Source organism: Sphingobacterium alimentarium, assembly GCF_004342685.1.
GTDB lineage: Bacteria > Bacteroidota > Bacteroidia > Sphingobacteriales > Sphingobacteriaceae > Sphingobacterium > Sphingobacterium alimentarium.
The window spans coordinates 21,794-43,334 of sequence record NZ_SMBZ01000032.1; the positions used below are offsets into that span (position 1 = coordinate 21,794).

A 21,541-nucleotide genomic window follows, 5' to 3' on the forward strand; every position below is an offset into this window, starting at 1 on the left:
AACCTTGGCATTGTTAGATAAATTAAAATCAGCTAGTTTAAAGAAAATTTTTGAGAATTTTCTATCGCTATCTATTTTAAATATTGTAAATTTTATTTTCCCTTTACTTATAATACCTATTTTGATTAAGAGACTAGGTGTTGAAAATTATGGGATTTACATTTTTGCGTTTACAATTCTGAATTATCTTAATCTGTTAGTTCAATACGGCTTTAATTTTTCTGCAACAAATAAAATAGCTAAAAATCAAAACAATTCAGAAATTATCAGTCTTACATATAGTTCAATATCTATAATACGTTCTTTACTTTCCATCATAATTATCTTTTTCCTGTTAGTAGGATATCTCATTTACCCTAATCAAATTGAAATTTATTTATTAGGTTCTGGAATATTTTTAGGTCAAGGACTTATTCCAGTGTGGCTTTTTCAAGGTTTAGAAAAAATGAAGTTTATTACTGTGATCAATTTAGTGGTCAGATTAATTGCATTTTTATTGATTCTTATTTATATAAAAACTGAAAAAGATATGGGGTTATTAATGGGATTACAATCTATTAGTTTTTTCTTAGGTGCAATTATTTCTTGTTTGTTTGTTCAATTTAATTGTAGAATAGATTTTAGAATTCCCAGTATTGAACAGATTAAAACTGATTTAAAAGAAGGTTGGCAATTGTTTTTATCAACAATTGGAATGAACTTCTATCGAGAATCTAATATAATAATATTAGGGATGACCACTAATTATTATATCGTTGGATTATATGCTCCAGCTGAAAAACTTGTAAAGGCAATACAATCGTTTACAAATATTATTGTAACTGCATTATACCCACATTTTAGTAGAAAATTCGCTAGTTCTGGATTAGACACCTTTAGTGTATTTCAAAAAACTGGTAGATATTTAGGTATGCTCTTTTTAGTGGGAAGTATTGTTTTGTGTCTCGCCGCTCCTCTTATTATAAAATTATATCTCGGGACAGCGATTGAAAGCACAATTTGGGATTTGAGAATTTTGAGCTTTATAATTTTATTTGGTGGATTAAATTATTATTATGGAATTATAGGTATGGTCAATATGAATTTGGAGGCATATTTTTCAAGGATTGTATGGATAAGTGGGATTATTAGTTTAATAATCTGTTTCACTTTATCTTTATTTTTGAAAGATATTGGAGCCTCTATCGCAATGATAAGTGCTGAAATAGTTCTCCTCTTGTTGATCTTAAGAAAAATTAAATAAAAAATGGGTTTACTTTTACTCACATTATTGACAATTATAATTGTACTCGTGGATAAAAAATATCATGGGACATATTATACACCAAGCGTCATTTTGTCTGTTCCAACACTTATTATTATATATCTTTATGATTTAACTTCAAATTCAATGGGGTTTTTACCTTTGGATTATGATGTATTATTCATTTGGTTCTATGGTTTACTTGTTTTTTGGATGGTTGGACTATTGTCAACGTTGTTAATAAAAGTGCGGCCATATGAAGCAAGTCTAGAAGAACGAAAAAAGGATATACTTTATTTTGGTAAGTACCTTTTGAATTTTTCATTTATTCTATCACTAGTTCTTCTTTACTTCGTTATTAATGCTTATTTTATTTATAAATCTTCTGGGGGGGATGCTGCTGAACTTTATCTAGGAGGCGGGTTTCAGGCACATTTAACGATCGTATTGAAAATCCTTTCAATTATATCCGTACTCTGTTTATTTAGTAAAGGAGGATTTATTTTTAAATTGAAAAATGCATTTGTTATTTCTGTTGTATTAGGAGGTTCGGTATTATATGCTACAAAAAGTGGTTTATTGATTTTATTAATTTCCTATTTCTTTGCAGTTGTTTTCTTTTTTAAGAAAAAGGTTAATTTCTTGCATATTGCATTTGCTTTATTTATTGGGTTTTTAATATTTTATATTTCATACAGTTTAGTTTTTGGTGAGCTTGCAGATATCAATTTCATCTGGAATCATATGATTCTCTATTATGTCTGTGGAGTGGCGAGTATGAATGCATATTTTCATACTGGTGCTTTAGTAGAATTAAATCCGGAGTTTTTGTTTCAATCATACTTTAATGTTTTTTATACATTATCAGGAAACTCCCATCTAGTTGGGACAGTAATATCAGATGAATGGACGTATATTGGAAATAGTACTACCATTAATGTAAAAACATTTTTCGGAACTATTTATTTATATGGTGGTGAATATATTGGACTGCTTTGTATAATTATATTTTCAATATTACTTCATGCTATTTTTAAATTAAGTAAAGGTAAGGACAGCTTCTTTTTTCTAATTCTCTATTGCTTTTATTTGGCTGTAAGTTGTTTCGGATGGTTTGATTTCTATTTTAATAGTGTTGCTACCATAGAATCATTGGTGATTTGTTTGATTTTAAACTTCATATATAAACTAAAAATTTCACGTGGATAAAAATTTATATTTTATAATAGTATTAAATTGGAATGGATGGTCAGACACTAAACTGTGTTTGGAAAGCATTGTTTCGAATTCAAAATCTGATAATTTCAGGGTTATTTTAGTGGACAATGGTTCTCAATCAGAAGAAATTGAGACGATTGAGGAATATTGCAGAAAAACTTATAAAGTTTATGTTTCTGATATTAAAGAAAATTTCCTTTCTCCTAACTACCAATTAGGAGAGGATTTTATAGTCAATGGAGGAAAGGATAAATTAATTTTTATTAAAAATAATGAGAATTTAGGTTTTGCTAAAGGAAATAATATAGCTGTTGAATTTGTTCAAAATCTAGGTGGACAATATGTATTGCTGTTAAACAATGATACTGAAATTGAAGACGATGCTCTTAATAAAATGATGGAAATTTTAATAGGAGATCAAACAAATAAAGTTGCAGCTGTTATTCCACAAATAAGATACTTTAGAAATAAAAATATCATCTGGAATTGTGGAGGGAAAATAAATGCCTTAGGAATTCGAAAATACTATTATGCTGACGCAGACGTAAAGAACGTTCCGCAAAAGGGAACAATGTTCGTAGACTACGGGACAGGTTGTACCATTTTGATGGACTTGCATAAAACTGATCGATTATCTGAAAAATTCTTTTTTGGGGAAGAGGATTTGGAATTAGCGTTAAGGTTAAAAAAAAGAGGGTTTAAAACAGTATGTCTATTAGATGCGATTGTATATCATAAGGTGGGCGCCTCACGAGATAAGTTTTCAGATAAATTTATTGGAAATATGGTCTATCATTATGCACAGAGGCTTTCAAATCTAAAGGATAACCTAAATCCTGTTTATTGGAGAATAACTGTTGTAGCACATGTTTTGAGTTCGATACGTTTATTACTTGCTAATAAAAAGTTTAGCTTAAAAATTGCATGGAATATGTGGAAAGATATTTTAGATAATGTAAATAATCTAGAAAAATTTACGCAAGCAGATTTTGCAAGAATTTCGAGAAAAGTTTATTAATACAGATAATGGTAATGGAGAATAAAATTGTTTTTCTATGTGGTGCCAGGGACTTTCATGCCATGGATTGGTATAAAAGTGCAAAAGAAGAAGTGAAATCACATGAAGTTGTTCTTTTAACGGATTTAATACAAGGAGAAGGATTTAAGAAAATTATCGATGACACGGATAAAGTTTATGAGTTATTAATATTAGATAAGTTTCTTTTTAAAAAGCAATCTAAAATCGGCCATATTTGGAGAAATCTTTTGAAATTAATGGTTTTGCCAATTCAGGTCAAAAAATTAAAGAATTTTGCAAAACAGTATCCTAATTCAAAATTTCATGCGCATTCCATGTATTATTTATGGTTAGGCTGGTTGGCGAAAGTTGATTTTGTTGGTACCCCTCAAGGAAGTGATATCCTTTTGAAACCAAATAGATCTAAGTTTTATAGAAATTTAGCTGATAAATCTATGAATGCTGCAAAAGCAATTACAGTTGATTCTGAAAACATGAAAAAGGGGGTAAAAGAAATTTCAGGAGTTAATGCCCATATAATACAAAATGGAATTGACTTAAAGTCAATTAAAGAAAAAGTTGACACCTTTCAAAACCAAAAAAGAGAAACTGTTTTATCTATTAGAGGATTTACAGCTCTTTATCGAATTGAAGATCTTGTTACAGCAAGAAATCATGCCAAAAATTTTTATCCAATATCATTTATTTATCCATTCGCTGAACAACAGTATGAAGAAGTTGTTAAATTAAATGAAAATGATAAAAAAATAGGAAGAGTAGATAGAAACACAATGTATGATATCCTATCGAAAACCCTATTAGTTGTTTCTATTCCTTATTCAGATTCGTCACCAAGGAGTGTATATGAATCTATATTTTGTGGAGCTGCTGTTGCAATTACCTATAATGCTTATTATGATATATTACCAAGTTGCATGAAAAAAAGGATTATTCTTATCGATCTTGAAAAGGGAAATTGGTTTGAAGATGCAATTGAGGAAGCAAAGGAAATCACATCCCAAACATATCAACCAAGTGATGAGGCATTAGATATGTTCGATCAGAGGAGATCCTTTAAAAAAGTATATGAATTATTGATTAAATAAAAAGAAAATGAGTCGAGCCTACCAAATTTGTACAAACTGTGTAATGGATACTTCGGATACAAATATTGTATTTGATGAAAATGGAGTTTGTGATCATTGTAAAGATTTCAATGAAAATGTAAAACCGAATTGGCATACTGATAAAAAAGGCCATGAAGAATTACTTGCTCTTGTAGCAAAAATCAAGGAAGAAGGAAAAGGGAAAGATTTTGATTGTATTTTAGGTATGAGTGGGGGTGTGGATAGCTCCTATTTATTGCATGTTGCAGTAACCCAATACGGTCTACGCCCATTAGTTTTTCATGTTGATGGGGGATGGAATTCAGAACTTGCTGTAAATAATATCCAAGTTATGATTGATAAACTAGGATTGGATCTATATACAGAAGTTATTAATTGGGAGGAAATGAAAGACTTTCAATTGGCATTCTTCAAATCAGGTGTTCCGCATTTGGATATCCCTCAGGATCATGCTTTTGTTGCCACTCTTTATAACTTCGCTGATAAATATAAAATAAAATATATTTTGAATGGGGGTAATATTTCTACTGAATGCGTTCGAAATCCGATGGAATACCTTTATTATGGGACGGATATGGCTCAAATTAATGATATTCGAAAGAAATTCAGTACAAATAAAATGGAAACCTATCCATTTAGTCCTGTGTTAAGACATAAGTTCTATTTGAGGTATGTTAAACAAGTTCAAGTTGTTAAGCCTTTAAATTATATTCCATATATAAAATCGGAGGCTTTAGAATTGTTGAAAAATGAATATGGATGGACACCATATCCTCAAAAACATTTTGAATCACGATTTACTAAATTCTATGAAGGTTACTGGTTACCTGAAAGGTTTGGTTTTGATACAAGACGAGTACAATTCTCAAGTTTAATCCTTACTGGTCAAATGAACAGAGAAGAGGCAATTGAAAAGCTAAAAGTTCCGGCCTATGATCCTTTAAAAATTAAGGATGAATTCAATTATATAGCAACAAAATTAGGGATTAGTCCAGCTGAATTGCAAAAATATTTTGATATGCCGAAGAAATTTTATTGGGATTATAAAAATCAGAAATCCATGTTCAATTTTGGAGCAAAGGCATTGAAAATGTTGGGCGTTGAAAAATCCATCAAACGATGATTACCATTATTAATTACGGATCGGGTAATATTAAAGCAATTTGTAATATTTATGATCAACTGAAAGTTCCTTATAAAATTGCCAAAAATGGAGATGAAGTTGTAGGAGCTGAAAAACTATTTTTACCGGGGGTAGGTGCATTTGATGAAACCATTTCTAAGTTGGACGAATATGGATTTAGAGAAAAACTTGACGTGGAGGTATTAGAAAAGAAAGTGCCGATAATGGGGATTTGTGTTGGAATGCAGGTGTTGGCTGAGAGCAGTGATGAAGGAAATTTAAAAGGCTTAGGGTATGTCAAAGGACATGTCAAGAAATTTGATGAATCTTTGTTAAATTTTAAGCCAAAGTTACCTCATATGGGATGGAATTCAATTGAAATCACACGAGAAACCCCTTTATTAAAGGATTTGGATGTAGAAAGGGGGTTTTATTTTTTGCATTCCTATTATTTTGAATGTAGGGATAAAAATGACTCAATCTGTACTGCCTCATATGGCTATGAATTTACAGCGGCCGTTAATTTCCAAAATGTCTATGGTGTTCAATTCCATCCCGAAAAAAGTCATAGTAATGGTGTTAATTTATTAAGAAATTTCGCTTTAATATAATGTTAAAATCCAGAATTATCCCATGCTTATTAGTCCATAAGAAAGGATTAGTTAAGACTACAAATTTCGCTGATCCTAAATATGTTGGTGATCCGATCAATGCCGTGAAGATTTTCAATGAAAAGGAGGTAGATGAATTGATGGTAATTGATATTGATGCTACAGCCGAAAATCGAGGGCCTGATTTTGAGATGATCAAAAATATTGCAGTCGAGTGTCGAATGCCTTTTTGTTATGGAGGGGGAGTTACGACTGTAGAAGAAGCAAAAAGAATCATTGGACTTGGTGCTGAAAAGATTGCGTTAAGTTCTGCAGCAATTCAAAACCCTAGCCTATTAAATGAAATAGGAGAAGTTATTGGTGCTCAAAGCGTTGTTTTAGTACTAGACGTTAAGAAAAAGGGACTATTTGGCACTTATGAAATATTTACCCACAATGGAAAGAAGTCGACAGGGATTAAATTAAAAGATTTTTTAAGTAAACTTTCAGAATATAGAATTGGTGAATTAGTTATTAATTCAATAGAAGATGATGGAAAAATGAAAGGGTTTGATTTCAAATTATTTGATATGGCAAGAGAGATGTCTGATGGGCCATTAACAATTCTAGGAGGTGCAGGTCAATTAGATGATATTAAGCAAGCTATAGATCGGTATAAAGTTATTGGTGTATCAGCCGGTAGTTTATTTGTATTTAAAGGGAAATACAGAGCAGTTTTAATCAATTATCCTTCCCTAGCAGAACGTAAAAATCTTTATTAAATATGAAACAAATAATTCAATCCTTTAAAACAGGAGAAACAATATTAGAAGAAGTGCCAGCACCTTTAGTTAAGCGTGGAAATGTACTAATTCAGACCACCAGAAGTTTAGTTTCCTTGGGAACTGAGCGGATGTTAGTTGAGTTTGGTAAATCAAGCTTAATATCGAAAGCTAGGCAGCAACCAGATAAGGTAAAACAAGTTTTAGATAAAATTAAAACTGATGGCCTTATGCCAACCCTAGAAACTGTTTTCAATAAATTGGGAGAGCCTTTACCTTTAGGTTATTGCAATGTTGGGAAAGTAATTGCAGTCGGGGAAGGAGTTACAGATTTTAAAGTTGGAGACAGAGTTGCTTCAAATGGTCAACATGCTGAATTTGTTTCTGTTCCAAAAAATTTAGTAGCTCATGTTCCGGAAGAAGTTTCAGATGAAGAAGCTTCATTTACAGTGATTGGCTCTATTGGTTTGCAGGGAATTAGACTATTAAACCCTACACTTGGAGAAACAGTTGTTGTAATAGGTTTGGGTTTAATTGGGTTGATAACTGCACAGCTATTAGTTGCTAACGGCTGCCGAGTAATAGGGTCAGATATTGATCCTGCAAAATTGGAATTAGCAAAAAGTTGGGGCATCATACCTTTCAACCCTCTACAAGGAGATATTGTAAAATTTGTTTCCGAAAAAACGAATGGTGTTGGAGCTGATGGTGTAATTATCACCGCTTCCGCAAAAAATAATGACATTATTTCCCAATCTGCCAATATGAGTAGGAAAAGAGGGAAAATAGTTTTAGTTGGTGTTATTGGTTTAAATCTCAGCAGAGCAGAATTCTATGAAAAGGAATTAACTTTTCAAGTATCCTGTTCCTACGGTCCAGGTAGGTATGATGATGATTATGAACAAAAAGGAATAGATTATCCTTTGCCTTTTGTACGTTGGACTGAAAAAAGGAATTTTGAAACGATTCTTGAGGCTATACGTTCAGAAAAGCTAAAGGTAAAAGAAATGATTTCTGAGATCGTACTTCTAGAAAACTATTTGGATGTTTATGGAGAAATAGGAACTAAACGATCAATTGCGTCCATAATTAAATATGATGAAAATTTAAATTTAAATCCCAATCATACTGTAAAAATTAAAGATTCGAATTTTGCAGGCTCTAAGGGTATTTTAGGAATAATAGGTTCAGGTAATTTCACAAAAATGACAATGTTACCTGCATTAAAAACCACAAATGCATCCGTTAAATTTATTGCAAGTAGAAGTGGTATATCCGGTACAGCATTAGCACAGAAATTTTCAATTAATAATTCAACTACTGATTATCATGAAATCTTACAAGATTCTGAAGTTGATTTGGTGCTAATTACTACTCGCCACGATCAACATGCAAGTATGGTTTTGGAATCTTTATCAGCAGGAAAAAATGTTTTCGTTGAAAAACCATTGGCTTTAAATAATGAAGAGTTAGATAAAATCATACAAGAATATGAAAGATCAGGAAAAACACTGACTGTTGGTTTCAACAGAAGATTTTCTCCACATATTCAAAAAATCAAATCTATTGTTGGTGACTCCATGATGAATGTAGTAGCTACCATGAACGCCGGTTTTATCCCTAATAATGTCTGGGTTCACGATTTGAAAGTTGGAGGAGGTAGAATTATTGGCGAAGCATGCCATTTTATTGATTTAATTACATATTTAACAGGAAGTAAAGTTAAATCAGTATGTATGAACGCTATGGGAACAAATCCTGAAGAAAATACGGACAATGCTAGTATACTTTTGAAGTATGAGAATGGGTCCACGGGTGTAATAAATTATTTTTCTAATGGTTCTAAGGCATATTCAAAAGAAAGAGTTGAAGTGTATTCTCAAGAGAGAACTATTGTAATGGACAATTTCCGTGTTACTGAAGGTTTTGGAACTAAGGGATTTTCTAAATTAAAAACAAAATTGGATAAAGGACATCATGAGCAGTTTAGAATTTTAGTGGAAAGAATAAAAAATGGAGGTCCTTCCATTATTCCTTTTGATGAAATTATTAATACCACTAAGGCCTCCTTTGCAGCCATTGAAAGTTTGAAAAACAATTCTTGGATCGAAATTTAGTATGAAAACAATTGTACCCAATAGGTCAAATAATTTTGATATAATAAGATTTGTAGCTGCTAGTCAAGTTGTAATTTGGCATAGCATTGAACATTTATTTCTTAATAATATTACTGTTAGTAATATTATTAAGAAAATTATAGAACCAATTCCCGGAGTTCCAATTTTTTTTGTTATTAGTGGATTTCTAATTTACACCTCTTACGAAAGAAATAATAATTTAAGACAATATTTGAAAAATAGAATGCTTAGAATATTTCCTGGTTTATGGTTTGTATTTATTTTTACACTTTTAATGTTGACTATCCTAGGGTTTATAATCCCTAATATAATGTTGAAATCTTTTTGGTTATGGGTGTTTACTCAGATTACAATATTTCAATTTTATACTCCTGATTTTTTAAGATCTTTTGGTGCAGGAAATCCGAATGGTAGTCTATGGACAATTTTTATTGAATTTAGCTTTTATTTATTTATTCCTTTCCTGTTTTTACTGAAGAAAATAAACTTTAGAATCATTGCGATTATCATTTTAATCGGAATATCAATACTTTACAATTTTTGGTATAATGATAATTTTAAAGCAAGAGCACAAGATCTAAACATTATTCAAAAATTGTTAGGATTAAACCTTCTGCCATATTTGTTTTATTTTTTAATTGGAGTTTTAATTAAAATTAAATGGGAGGTGATAAAAATATATTTTGTCAATAAGGGTTTTGTTTGGTTATCTTGTTATTTCTCTTATTATATTATTTTTTTCTTTAATACTTAATAAATATGAGGTGACCTATTGGCCCAATTTCTATGGGTTATTTTCAACTTTTTTATTGCTCGGTACTACAATTTCAATAGCGTATACAAATGTTCCGCAGAAGAAATTCTTCAATGGAAATGATCTTTCTTATGGTATGTATTTGTTTCATATGCCAATTGTAAATTTAGCTATGTATTTAGGCTTTTACGATAATTATTGGGTGCTAGTTGTAGTTTTTGTTTTTACATTTTTTATTTCATTTCTGTCTTGGAAATTCATTGAAAAGCCAGCATTGAATCTAAAATAAAATTGAATAATGAAACGTACTTTTTATTTTTTATTTATTATTTGTTGTATTTTTCCTGTATTTGGCTCAACAAAAATTGATTTTAAACTAAATCAAATTGGAAAAGAAATCGATTCAAATGTCTCTATTATAAATGTTAAAAATTATGGTGCCAAAGGTGACGGCATTCACGATGATGGACCAGCTTTTCAAAATATAATTAATTCACTCCGAGAAAATCAAACTCTCTATATTCCAAAAGGTAAATACTTAATAAGACAAACATTACAATTTAACAAAAGTAATGTTACTGTTCGAGGTGATGGTGAGGACTCTAAATTAATTTATAAATGGGGTAAATTTAGTAGAACTAAAAAATTACTATATGGTTTTCATATAAATAGTGCCAAAAATGTATTATTCTCTGACTTTTCTATTAATGGAGGATCCTCAAATTTTAATGAAATAATTATTGATGATTGGAAAGATGAAACTTGGGATGTAGATGGAGCATATAATTTATTTTTAATTCAGCCAAAAAAAACTAACAGTGTAAATGGGTTAACGTTTAAAAATTTAGTTCTATCTAATTCTTTTTTTGATGGAATTCATAGTTATGCTAGACCTGCTGATCCTTTACCGAAAAATACCTCATATAATATCAAAATTATAAACTGTTCCTTTTTTGATATTGGAAGTAATGCAGTTGGTCTTGGTCTAGTAAATGGATTACTTGTTGAAGAGTCTAAATTTCATAATATAGGTTTAATGAGAATGACAATTCAAAAAAATGGGGGAGGTATGGCAGTAGATGCTAGTGGTGGAGCAGAAAACGTTATAATTAGGTACAACTATGTAGATAAAGCTGCTGCTGGATTTAAGTGTGAAACCCATGAAAATAATAGTGGAAGATATTTGCCAAGTAAAAATGTAACCATTTCTAATAATATTATTAAAAATTTATTTCAGGGTGAGAAATATGAGATTTTTTATGGGATAAAGGCCAATGGCGTGAATGTAATAGTAGAAAATAATACTATAGAATCATTTTATCATGGAATTTTAGTAGGTATAAATGCAAAAAATGTTTTTATAAATAATAATTCTATTTCTACGACTGGAAAAGGTGCCGCAGGAATAAGATTGGATATGAATCAGGGTGGACACATTGTCTCTAACAATAAAATATTGTTTAGTGATGGACAAGGAATATTAGTGTCAGATGCATCAGATATTACTTTAAGTAATAATATTATTTTGAATAGTATGAAAGAAAATATAAGAATGGCTGGAGGAAAAAATGTTAAAATTTATAATAACATTTGTGCGAATGCGGGTACATCTAATATCAGTATTACACCTGTAGAAGGATTGTCAATTGAAAATGTTGATTTAAAAAATAATTATTGTTATGATTTTAATGGTGCTATAAAGCCATTGGATAAGCGCATTTTAATTGATAATTCCAAAAAGGTCATTTCTAACGGGAATAAATTCCAAAAACAAGAACTGGACAATAATCTGCATGAACGTGCAACTAGTGAAAATAATAGTAATTTATATTTTTCATTAACAAAACCTTCAAAGGGGAATTTTCAAAAAGGCCAAGTTCTTCTTAAAAGAAGATTAAAATCTAGCTTGAATACTGACAAAATCATTGGTTGGGAATGTATCGAAAGTGGAAATCCTGGAGTGTGGAAAGAAATAAGTGTAAACTAGTTAAGAGATAAAGTGAATATAAAACTAATAGCACAGTTATTTAAGAATATGGGGTCTCGATATTTTTTTTATCGAGTGAGACATGAGTTAGAAAGGAAATCTGGGAAGTTAATTAATAAACATCCAATTAATTTAAACCTATCTAATAAAATAACTTTAAAAAAATGGTTTGAACAAATTCAATTTGATTTAAATCCTGTTCAATTAGAACCAAATGATAATTTGCAAGAATTGAAGTTAAAAGCTGAGAAAATATTAAGTGGAAATGTTTATTTTTTCAATGCTGAGTGGATGGACTTAGGATTAGATTATGATTGGATCACTAATCCTTCTACTAATTTTAAATATGATGTTTCAAAACATTGGAGTACCATACCTGATTTAAGTCCCGAAGCAGGAGATATTAAATATGTGTGGGAGAAATCTCGGTTTTCATGGTTATTAACATTAATTCAATATGATTATAATTATGGAATAGATTTAGGTGAATTTGTTTTTTCGCAAATAGAATCTTGGATTGATAGCAATCCTATAAATAGAGGCCCAAATTGGAGATGTAGCCAAGAGATATCCTTAAGGATTTTTAATTGGTATTTGGCATTAAGATGTTACAAAGATCACACATCATTAACGGATGTTAGATGGGAAAAGATTCAGGATGTGATTTATGCTTCGTTACATCATGTTTTTCACCATATTGATTTTTCTAGAATTGCAGTTAGAAATAACCATGCTATTACGGAGACACTCTTTCTGAGTTTGTCGGAACTATTATTTCCCTTTATTCCAGAGACAAAAATCTGGTCTAAAAAGGGACGGGATTGGTTTGAAAAAGAAATTGATTACCAAATTTATGAAGATGGAACATTTCTTCAGTTTTCTATGAATTATCACCGTGTAGTGATACAATTGTTATCTTTTGGAATTTCTACATCTGAGCGGGCTGGTAAACCATTTTCTAAAACTGTGTACGAAAGAGCTTATAAGTCTTTAGATTTTTTATATCAATGTTTACAAGAGGAAAATGGATGGCTTCCAAATTATGGATCCAATGATGGGGCATTATTTTTTCCATGGTCGGATACAGATTATAAAGATTATAAACCTCAATTAAACACATTACATTATATTTTAACCGGCAAGTTTTTATATGCCGATAAAGTTAATTGTAGAGAGGTTATCTGGTGTTCCATTAAACCAAGTAATATTCAGCAATTTCCTGTAATTAATAAATTGGAAGGTATAAAAGAATATCCATTAGGGGGATATGTATTAATTAGAGATTCAGGGAGTTTTACCTTTATCCGATGTGGAAGTCATAAGGATAGACCTGCCCAAGCAGATAATTTACATGTAGATATATGGGTAAATGGAATCAACTATTTTAGAGATTCAGGCACTTATAAATATAATACAAGCAAAGAATTGTCTACTTATTTTACTGGAACTACATCTCATAATTCCGTTATTGTTAATGATGAATCCCAAATGTTAAAAGGGAGTCGTTTTATTTGGTATTATTGGACTCAAAAATTAAAAAGTAAAATATCAGAAAATTCTAAAGAATTTGTATTTGAAGGCCTAATATCTGCATTTCGCCAATTAAACCCAAAAGGTGAACATGAAAGAATAGTTCGAAAAATTAAAGGTGAGAATAAATGGATTATTCAAGATCAAATATTTAACCTTTCTGAATTTGATAAAAAGCAGATTTGGCATTTTGACAAAGAAAATATTGCTATTGAAGGAATGGAAGAAGGAAAATATTTAAACAAGAATATTGAAATGAGCTATAATTCAGACTATTATGGGGTTATGGAGAAAGGCCAAGCCATATCGTTCAATTTTAAAGATAAAATTAGCACTAACATTGAAATTAAATCATGAAAATATTATTACTCCATCAATATTTTTTGGAAGAAGATGATCCTGGAGGATCTCGCTGGAATGAAATGGCTAAATCTTGGATTGAAATGGGTCACGAAGTTTCAGTTATTGCTGGGATGATGCATTATAATGGAAATGTTAAGAGACCAGAATATAGAGGGAAGTTTTTTGTAAAAAATGTTCAAGGTGATGTCGATGTTTATCGATCTCACGTTTCAGAATCTTACAATTCAGGATTCGTTGGACGATTATGGGGTTATTTTTCCTTTATGTTTTCTTCCCTTTGGAATGGATTATTCAAAGTCAAAGGAGAATATGATGTTATTATTGTCACGTCTCCACCACTTTTCGTGGGGATATCTGGATATTTATTGTCCGTTTTTAAAAGGATGCCAATGGTTTTTGAAATTAGAGACCTATGGCCTGAGTCTGCGATAGACACTGGAGTATTAACAAATAAATTCATTATTAAATTAGCTTATGCCGTTGAAAAATTCATTTATAGGAAAGCTAAATTAATAAATGTCCTAACGCCTGCTTTTTATAATACCCTCAGAGATAAAAAAAATATTCCTGAGTCTAAATTAATTATGATTCCAAATGCTGCTGATTTTTCGCTATCTGAGCAAATAATGGAAGATTTTGATAGAGAAGATTTTCGTTTAAAGCATGATTTAACTGGTAAGTTTGTAATAACATATGTGGGTGCACACGGGGTTGCCAACTATTTGGATCAAATTTTGGATGCTGGGAAAAAGTTGGAGGATACCAACGTTTTGTTTTTAATGATTGGTCAAGGAATGGAAAAAGCTCGATTGGTTGAAAAGGCTAAACAAATGGAATTAAAAAACATACGATTTTTGGATGCTGTACCCAAACAAGAGGTTTTCAAATATATTTTGGCATCAGAAATGGGGGCTTCAGTCTTGAAAAAGGTAGATACGTTTAAAACAATATATTCCAACAAAACATTTGATTATTTTTCTTGTAAAACTCCAGTCTTATTAGGTATTGATGGTGTTTCAAGAGAATTAGTAGAGGAAGCAAAAGCTGGTATATATGTTGAACCAGAAAATATTGAAGAGTATAATGAAAAAATTAGACTTTATTTAAACAATACAGAGAGGTTAAAACAGGAAGGGGAAAATGGATACTTATTTGCAAAATTAAATTTTGATAGAAAGGTTTTAGCTAAAAAATATATGAGTTCCATTAAAAAATTATTGCGTGATGTATAAAGGCTTTTTTAAACGGTTTTTAGACTTTTCCGTTGCACTATTTAGTTTAATCCTATTAGCTCCAATCTTTTTAGTTCTGGTTATAGGACTTGCAATTGCTAATTCAGGTAAACCGTTCTTTTATCAAAAGAGACCAGGTTTAAATGGCAAAATTTTTGAAATAATAAAATTTAAAACCATGAATGATAAGCGAGATAAGGATGGGGAACTATTGCCAGATGCTGAACGACTAACTGCAATTGGTGCCTTTGTAAGAAAAACATCGCTTGATGAAATTCCGCAATTAATTAATGTATTAAAAGGGAATATGTCATTAATTGGACCACGTCCATTATTGGTTCAATATTTGCCTTTGTATAACGAATTTCAAAATAGACGGCATGAAGTGCGTCCTGGGATAACAGGTTGGGCTCAAGTCAATGGTAGAAATGCGATTTCTTGGGATCAGAAATTTAATTATGATGTATGGTATGTTGAACATATTTCATTGATTTTGGATCTAAAAATATTCTTTCTCACCATTAAAAAAGTTTTTGTTAGAGAAGGAATTTCTCAAGATGGTCAAGCTACAATGGAGGTGTTTAAAGGGAATAATAATGAATAGTTTATCTGTTTTTGGAGCAAGCGGACATGCTAAAGTTGTTTTAGAAATCATTGAATTAAATGGGATTCAAATTGATCAAATTTATGATGAAGATCCATCTAAAGATAAAATTATGAACTTTCCAATCAATCATAATCTAGCAAAGATAAATTCAAATACCTTTGTAGCTATTGGAAATAACATTATTCGTAAAACAATTGTTGAGAAATATTCGCTTACAGGACCATATATAAAACACCCATCTGTTAATTTATCCAAACATTCCCAGGTTGGAGAAGGGACAGTTTTGATGGCAGGCGTTTCTATTAATCCGGATTGTAGAATAGGTATTCATTGTATTCTGAACACAAACTGTTCGGTTGATCACGATTGCATAGTTGAAGACTATGTTCATATTTCCCCAAATGTTAGCTTAGCTGGTAATGTCAAAATTGGTGAAGGAACACATGTAGGAATAGGAGCAACTATCATCCAAGGATTAAATGTTGGAAGAAATTGTATTATAGGTGCAGGAGCAGTTATAATTAATGATATTCCAGATAATTCTGTAGTAGTTGGAAATCCAGGCAGAGTAATAAAAAAGTTAAATAGTAAGAAAGAAAATAAGCAAGAAGATGAACGATAAAATTTGGTTGTCCTCGCCTCATATGGGTGGAAATGAATTAAAATATATTCATGAGGCTTTTGATGAAAACTGGGTGGCCCCATTAGGACCGAATGTAAATGAATTTGAAAAAAGTATTGAGCGATATTTAGATGCAAATGTCCAGGTCGCAGCACTTTCTGCAGGAACCGCAGCATTGCACTTGGCATTGATTGAATGTGGTGTAGGATACGGAGATGAAGTCATCTGTCAATCTATGACTTTTTCTGCTTCCGCTAACCCAATCGCCTATCAAGGAGCTATTCCTGTTTTTGTAGATTCTGAAGAAGATACTTGGAATATTTGTCCAACAGCCTTAGAAGAAGCAATAAATGATCGGATTGCAAAGGGTAAAAAGCCAAAAGCAATTGTTGCCGTTCATTTATATGGAATGCCATTCAATGTAGATGAAGTTATGGCTGTTGCTAATAAATATGAGATTCCGGTTATTGAGGATGCAGCTGAGGCTTTGGGTTCTACCTATAAAGGGAAAGCTTGTGGTACTTTTGGACGTTTTGGAGTATTAAGTTTTAATGGAAATAAAATTATCACTACATCAGGAGGAGGAGCTCTAGTGTGCCATTCTGAAGAGGATAAAAATAAAGCTGTATTTCTTTCAACCCAAGCTAGAGATAATGCGCCACATTACCAACATTCGCATATTGGCTATAATTATCGAATGTCTAATATATGTGCGGGGATAGGCCGTGGTCAAATGGAGGTTTTGAATCAACGTGTTGAGGCAAGACGTGCGATGACAAAATTTTATATTGATTTATTTAAGGATATCCCAGGAGTAAAGGTCTTAGTTGAACCAAATTCAGATTATTTTTCTAATCATTGGTTAGCCGCAATCACAATTGATCCCAAGATTGCAGGTTTTACAAGAGAAGATCTGAGATTAGGACTGGCGGAAGAAAACATTGAGTCACGACCATTGTGGAAACCTATGCATTTGCAACCTATATTTAAAGATTCTCCATATTATGGCAATAGCATTGCAGAAAGATTGTTTGAGAATGGTCTTTGTTTACCTTCTGGGACAAATTTGGATGATGGTCAATTAAGTCGAATATTAGTTTCAATCAGAAATATAGCAACAAAATAAAATTTAGAATAATAATTGACAAATTCACCTTGTTATTAAGTATTCAGGTATCGAAATTCAGAATCAAAATAATACCTTTGTCAATTAAACTATTTTAAACTCAATATAAAATTTAAATTTAATAAAACACGTTGACCATGAGAATAATATTGGGACTAATAATAATAATGAGTTTTTTTTCTTGCGCATCAAAAAAGGAGTTGATATATTTTCAACCTGATTCAATTGCACTAAATACAGCTTTTTTAAATCAGGCGCCAAAGTTGCAAAGTGGAGATATCTTAACAATCTCTGTTACATCTGACGATATTCGAGCGTCAGAACCATTTAATCAGATTAATGCATATCAAGCTGGTACTCCTCAGAATGTAAATCCATTTATTCCTACATATACAATTGATGGTAACGGTAATATTGATTTTCCTAAAATTGGGCAAATAAAATTGGCAGGATTAACTCGATTAGAAGCAATGGATAAGATTCGCGAGGAGGTCAAAAAATATATAGTAAATCCTGGAGTAAATATGTCCATCCGTAATTTTCGAATTACTGTTTTAGGTGAAGTGTTAAAGCCAGGAACATTTATTATAGAAAATGATCGAATAAGCCTGCTTGAAGCAATCGGGATGGCAGGTGATTTAACTATTAATGGAGTTAGGAAAAATATTTTAGTTATTAGGGAGCAGGATGGAAAAAAAATGGAATATAGGGTGGATTTAACTAAACGTGAATCCTTAAATTCTCCAGTCTATTATTTAATGCAAAATGATGTAATATATGTTGAACCAAATAATGCCCGAGTTCAATCATCTAACTACACCCAAAATACATCAATATTTGTTTCGATAGCAGGTTTAATTATTACCATTGTTGCTGTAATCATAAAGTAATTGTTTTTAAATATGTCAAAATCTAACACCTCGACTGTGGATAATCAGGAATTTAATTTAAAACTTGTTTTTGAACAATACCTATATTATTGGAAATGGTTTGTCTTTTCTATTTTAATTTGTCTTTGCGCGGCTTTAATCTATCTGAGATATGCTGATAAAATATACAATGTCAAAGCTAAAATACTTCTGCAAGATGAAAATAAAGAAGCCGGCGAACTAGCTGGACTTTCGGAAATGGTTGGATTAGGCGGATTTAGTGGGTCTACATCAGCCTTTGTTCTCGATCAGATCGATGTAATGAAATCTAGAAGAATTTTTAGAAAGGTAGTTGAACAAAATCGATTTGACATCGTTTATGGAGATAAAGGAAGTATAAAGACATCTGAAATGCTGGAATCCCAATCTCCAGTAAAATTAGTTGTAATAAATCCCACTAAGGTGGATTTGGATTCCATTAATTATTCCCTCCTCATTAGTAGTAATTCTGATGGTCTTCATCTTGAGGATAATCATAAGTTTGAGAAAACAGTAAAATTTGGGGAAAAATTTAATACTAAGATTGGTGAATTAATGATCTTGCCTCAAGGTAAACCCAATATTAAAGACCCAATTCAGATAAAAATAACCAGTGTCAACAAAGCGGTTGACAAGCTTCTGAATGAAATTAGTATTACCCCAAATTCAGAAAAACAATCCTATGTTGTTAATTTTTCTATGAATTCGGGTAATATAGGGAAAGGGGAATTGTTATTGAACTCATTAATTGATCAATACAATAAGGATGTTACGGAAGATAAATCAAAATTAACGAGAGCGACATCAAATTTTATTAATTCGAGGTTGGATCTCATATCAAAAGATTTAGCTGAAGCAGATTCTAAAGTGGCAGAGTATAAAGACCAAAACAATTTAGTTGATATGACATCTGAAGCTGAATTGTATATGAAAAATGCTACTGAAAACGAACAGAAGCTTATTGAATTTCAGACTCAGTTACGCTTAGCGGAGATGATTGGAGGTGAAGTGAATAGAAAGAGTGGTGATTTACTACCATCAAATATTGGATTAGAAGACCAATCAATTCAAACAACCATAAAAGCATATAATGATTTAGTTTTAGAACGTCAAGATCTACTTAAGTCAGCAACCCCTGAAAACCCAATTGTTCAAAATTTAAATAGAAATATTAATGATTTAGGAAGTTCCTTACAATCTGCGCTTTCTAATTATAGGCAAGTTCTTCAAGCTAATGTGAATTCTTTGAATAGTCAGAAAAATAAATTTGAAGGGAAGTTAAATCAATTGCCTAATCAAGAGAGAGGCTTTAAAGATATCTCCAGACAACAACAGATTGTAGAATCTTTATACCTATTTTTATTGCAAAAAAGAGAGGAAACAGAGATTAAAGCTTCTGCAACTCCAGCAATTTTAAAAATCATAGATCAAGCATATGGATCGAGAGTTCCTGTTTCGCCTAAAATTCCAATGATTATTTTTGCAGGTTTATTTGTTGGTTTCCTCATTCCATTTGGTATATTATATCTTAAATTTTTATTGGATAATAAGATTCACTCGCGTAAGGACATTGAAGAGAAATTCAATGCGCCTATTTTGGGTGAGATTCCAAGTGCAGATGATCCAATTGTAAAAGATAATGACCGTTCATCGTTAGCTGAGGCATTTCGAATTTTACGCACCAATATTGCTTTTATGCTTGGTTCTAAAAAGGATTCTGCAGTTATCTTTGTGACTTCAACTACTTCTGGAGAAGGGAAGTCCTTTGTTGCAACAAATTTATCGAGGATTCTTGCGATGTCTGGTAAAAAGGTCTTGTTAATAGGAGCGGATATTCGTTCGCCTAAGGTATTGGATTATTTGGGTCTATCGCACCTAAAACATACGAATATTGGGATTACGCAATTCTTGATTAATCCGGACATGCCTGTTGATAATATTATTATTAAGAAACCAGCACCTTATGATTTTGATATCATCTATTCCGGCTATATTGCGCCGAACCCTGCGGAATTGTTAATGAATGGTCATTTCAAAGAGGTGATAGATTATGGACGTGCTAACTATGACTTTGTCTTGGTGGATACGGCTCCAGTTAGTTTGGTAACAGATACTTTATTGATTGCTGATAATGCCGATATGACCATCTATGTGTCGCGTGCGAATTACCTGGATAAACGTCTATTAAATGTTCCTAAGGAACTTTATGAGGATGGCAAGCTGAAAAACATGGCGGTCGTAATCAATGATGTGGATTTCGCTCGTGGTTATGGATACGGCTATGGTTATGGCTATGGTTATGGTGAGGCAGAAAACGATTCAGTTTCCATACGAGCCAAACTTAAAAAAGAATTCAAAAAATTGTTTAAAAAGAAGAAGAAGTAATAAAAAAAGGGTTCCAAATATTGGAACCCTTTTTCTTTGCTTGAAATAGATTTACCTATCTTTTCAATCTACTCTTTAACATTCCTTCAACCTGTTGTTTGCTGTAGTAATGTCTTCGTCCAATAATAATGGGTTTAAGTACGCCTGTTTTAATTAACCGGTAATAGGTACTTGGGCTAATCTTTAGGATTTTCATCACATCATTAGCGTCTAAGAGCTCCATAGTGGCTCCTTCACCGAAGGGGTCGAAATTCTCCTTGTCTTCTGATCTTTTGTTTTTGATGGCAAGTTGTTTTAAAATCTCTTCCATCACGTTTAGATGTCTACTCATTTGACCGTAGATTTTGATTAATGTTTTCCGATAATGCTCGGATTCTTGGTGGGTTGAATTCATATTTCCAATTAGATTTGAAGTTTTATCTACATCAACAATTGTTTAATCAAAAATATCTATTATTAAATAAATAGAAAATAAATTAACAAATAATAAATCTTTAATATTTATTTATCTTTTTTTTAAGAATGGTTTCCATTAGCTATTTATTGAAAAATAATGCTTATAAAATTCAAAGGATTTTGGTTGAATTTCTAATTTGTTATTAAAGAATGAAAGGATTTGGATCCGGAACCTTAATGTTTACACATAAAAAATCTTAAAACCAGCTTTTATCCTTCTTGCATCTACGGACTAAGTGTGATCGGTAAATAAAACTACACGATTTTTGGCAAATATGACTACACAATAATTGGCAAGAATGGTGCAGAATAATTGGCAAGAACAAGTGCAG

18 protein-coding genes are annotated in these 21,541 nt (G+C 31.4%); 17 read left to right on the forward strand and 1 reads right to left on the reverse strand.

From position 1 onward, the window contains the following. The first annotated feature begins 4 nt into the window (after positions 1-4). The 17 genes from EDC17_RS11535 (at position 5) to EDC17_RS11615 (ending at position 20,753) form a co-directional block, all read left to right on the forward strand. Positions 5-1,243 carry an oligosaccharide flippase family protein gene (locus tag EDC17_RS11535; protein ID WP_132778222.1) on the forward strand — a complete coding sequence of 413 codons (1,239 nt, stop codon included), beginning with the start codon at positions 5-7 and terminating at the stop codon, positions 1,241-1,243. A gap of 3 nt (positions 1,244-1,246) precedes the next feature. After that, the gene (locus tag EDC17_RS11540) at positions 1,247-2,452 is read left to right on the forward strand and encodes a DUF6337 family protein (protein ID WP_132778223.1); all 1,206 of its coding nucleotides are present in this window, start codon (positions 1,247-1,249) and stop codon (positions 2,450-2,452) included. Next, positions 2,445-3,479, forward strand: a complete 1,035-nt coding sequence (locus tag EDC17_RS11545) for a glycosyltransferase (RefSeq protein ID WP_132778224.1) — start codon at positions 2,445-2,447, stop codon at positions 3,477-3,479. Before EDC17_RS11540 ends, EDC17_RS11545 begins: the two co-directional genes overlap by 8 nt. 14 nt (positions 3,480-3,493) lie before the next feature. Next, positions 3,494-4,585: a glycosyltransferase family 4 protein gene (locus EDC17_RS11550; RefSeq protein WP_165894411.1), complete on the forward strand. Its 1,092-nt coding sequence runs from the start codon at positions 3,494-3,496 to the stop codon at positions 4,583-4,585. Positions 4,586-4,592: 7 nt separating this feature from the next. After that, the gene (locus tag EDC17_RS11555; RefSeq protein ID WP_132778226.1) at positions 4,593-5,729 is read left to right on the forward strand and encodes an N-acetyl sugar amidotransferase; all 1,137 of its coding nucleotides are present in this window, start codon (positions 4,593-4,595) and stop codon (positions 5,727-5,729) included. Next, a complete protein-coding gene (hisH, locus tag EDC17_RS11560) occupies positions 5,726-6,340 on the forward strand; it encodes an imidazole glycerol phosphate synthase subunit HisH (RefSeq protein WP_132778227.1) in 615 nt (204 codons plus the stop codon). Before EDC17_RS11555 ends, hisH begins: the two co-directional genes overlap by 4 nt. Continuing rightward, entirely contained in the window at positions 6,340-7,101 is a 762-nt protein-coding gene (locus tag EDC17_RS11565; RefSeq protein ID WP_132778228.1) for an AglZ/HisF2 family acetamidino modification protein, read from the forward strand. Before hisH ends, EDC17_RS11565 begins: the two co-directional genes overlap by 1 nt. A gap of 2 nt (positions 7,102-7,103) precedes the next feature. Beyond that, positions 7,104-9,218, forward strand: coding sequence for a bi-domain-containing oxidoreductase (locus EDC17_RS11570; RefSeq protein WP_132778229.1), 2,115 nt, complete (start codon positions 7,104-7,106; stop codon positions 9,216-9,218). Position 9,219: 1 nt separating this feature from the next. Then, a complete protein-coding gene (locus EDC17_RS11575; protein ID WP_132778230.1) occupies positions 9,220-9,993 on the forward strand; it encodes an acyltransferase family protein in 774 nt (257 codons plus the stop codon). A gap of 298 nt (positions 9,994-10,291) precedes the next feature. Then, on the forward strand, positions 10,292-11,980 hold the full coding sequence (locus EDC17_RS11580; RefSeq protein WP_132778231.1) for a glycosyl hydrolase family 28-related protein: 1,689 nt from the start codon (positions 10,292-10,294) through the stop codon (positions 11,978-11,980). Positions 11,981-11,992: 12 nt separating this feature from the next. After that, positions 11,993-13,867: a heparinase II/III domain-containing protein gene (locus tag EDC17_RS11585; protein WP_207895753.1), complete on the forward strand. Its 1,875-nt coding sequence runs from the start codon at positions 11,993-11,995 to the stop codon at positions 13,865-13,867. Then, on the forward strand, positions 13,864-15,105 hold the full coding sequence (locus EDC17_RS11590; RefSeq protein ID WP_132778232.1) for a glycosyltransferase family 4 protein: 1,242 nt from the start codon (positions 13,864-13,866) through the stop codon (positions 15,103-15,105). Before EDC17_RS11585 ends, EDC17_RS11590 begins: the two co-directional genes overlap by 4 nt. Further along, a complete protein-coding gene (locus EDC17_RS11595) occupies positions 15,098-15,709 on the forward strand; it encodes a sugar transferase (protein ID WP_132778233.1) in 612 nt (203 codons plus the stop codon). Before EDC17_RS11590 ends, EDC17_RS11595 begins: the two co-directional genes overlap by 8 nt. Next, the gene (locus EDC17_RS11600; RefSeq protein WP_132778234.1) at positions 15,702-16,334 is read left to right on the forward strand and encodes an acetyltransferase; all 633 of its coding nucleotides are present in this window, start codon (positions 15,702-15,704) and stop codon (positions 16,332-16,334) included. The genes EDC17_RS11595 and EDC17_RS11600 overlap by 8 nt, the downstream gene beginning before the upstream one ends. Continuing rightward, positions 16,324-17,460 carry a DegT/DnrJ/EryC1/StrS family aminotransferase gene (locus tag EDC17_RS11605; RefSeq protein ID WP_132778235.1) on the forward strand — a complete coding sequence of 379 codons (1,137 nt, stop codon included), beginning with the start codon at positions 16,324-16,326 and terminating at the stop codon, positions 17,458-17,460. The genes EDC17_RS11600 and EDC17_RS11605 overlap by 11 nt, the downstream gene beginning before the upstream one ends. 137 nt (positions 17,461-17,597) lie before the next feature. Further along, the gene (locus tag EDC17_RS11610) at positions 17,598-18,350 is read left to right on the forward strand and encodes a polysaccharide biosynthesis/export family protein (RefSeq protein WP_132778236.1); all 753 of its coding nucleotides are present in this window, start codon (positions 17,598-17,600) and stop codon (positions 18,348-18,350) included. A 12-nt stretch (positions 18,351-18,362) separates the two neighbouring features. Further along, on the forward strand, positions 18,363-20,753 hold the full coding sequence (locus tag EDC17_RS11615) for a GumC family protein (RefSeq protein WP_132778237.1): 2,391 nt from the start codon (positions 18,363-18,365) through the stop codon (positions 20,751-20,753). Positions 20,754-20,808: 55 nt separating this feature from the next. Here EDC17_RS11615 and EDC17_RS11620 read toward each other — a convergent pair whose 3' ends face one another. Beyond that, positions 20,809-21,147: a helix-turn-helix domain-containing protein gene (locus tag EDC17_RS11620; RefSeq protein WP_132778238.1), complete on the reverse strand. Its 339-nt coding sequence runs from the start codon at positions 21,145-21,147 to the stop codon at positions 20,809-20,811. Positions 21,148-21,541: the final 394 nt, after the last annotated feature.

Excerpts from the sequence above, each read along its gene's own strand:
- EDC17_RS11620 (WP_132778238.1), bottom strand. The coding sequence starts at position 21,147 with ATGAATTCAACCCACCAAGAATCCGAGCATTATCGGAAAACATTAATC.
- EDC17_RS11600 (WP_132778234.1), top strand. The coding sequence starts at position 15,702 with ATGAATAGTTTATCTGTTTTTGGAGCAAGCGGACATGCTAAAGTTGTT.
- EDC17_RS11605 (WP_132778235.1), top strand. The coding sequence starts at position 16,324 with ATGAACGATAAAATTTGGTTGTCCTCGCCTCATATGGGTGGAAATGAA.
- EDC17_RS11555 (WP_132778226.1), top strand. The coding sequence starts at position 4,593 with ATGAGTCGAGCCTACCAAATTTGTACAAACTGTGTAATGGATACTTCG.
- hisH (WP_132778227.1), top strand. The coding sequence starts at position 5,726 with ATGATTACCATTATTAATTACGGATCGGGTAATATTAAAGCAATTTGT.
- EDC17_RS11550 (WP_165894411.1), top strand. The coding sequence starts at position 3,494 with ATGGAGAATAAAATTGTTTTTCTATGTGGTGCCAGGGACTTTCATGCC.
- EDC17_RS11595 (WP_132778233.1), top strand. The coding sequence starts at position 15,098 with ATGTATAAAGGCTTTTTTAAACGGTTTTTAGACTTTTCCGTTGCACTA.
- EDC17_RS11580 (WP_132778231.1), top strand. The coding sequence starts at position 10,292 with ATGAAACGTACTTTTTATTTTTTATTTATTATTTGTTGTATTTTTCCT.
- EDC17_RS11570 (WP_132778229.1), top strand. The coding sequence starts at position 7,104 with ATGAAACAAATAATTCAATCCTTTAAAACAGGAGAAACAATATTAGAA.
- EDC17_RS11565 (WP_132778228.1), top strand. The coding sequence starts at position 6,340 with ATGTTAAAATCCAGAATTATCCCATGCTTATTAGTCCATAAGAAAGGA.
- EDC17_RS11590 (WP_132778232.1), top strand. The coding sequence starts at position 13,864 with ATGAAAATATTATTACTCCATCAATATTTTTTGGAAGAAGATGATCCT.
- EDC17_RS11575 (WP_132778230.1), top strand. The coding sequence starts at position 9,220 with ATGAAAACAATTGTACCCAATAGGTCAAATAATTTTGATATAATAAGA.
- EDC17_RS11615 (WP_132778237.1), top strand. The coding sequence starts at position 18,363 with ATGTCAAAATCTAACACCTCGACTGTGGATAATCAGGAATTTAATTTA.
- EDC17_RS11540 (WP_132778223.1), top strand. The coding sequence starts at position 1,247 with ATGGGTTTACTTTTACTCACATTATTGACAATTATAATTGTACTCGTG.
- EDC17_RS11610 (WP_132778236.1), top strand. The coding sequence starts at position 17,598 with ATGAGAATAATATTGGGACTAATAATAATAATGAGTTTTTTTTCTTGC.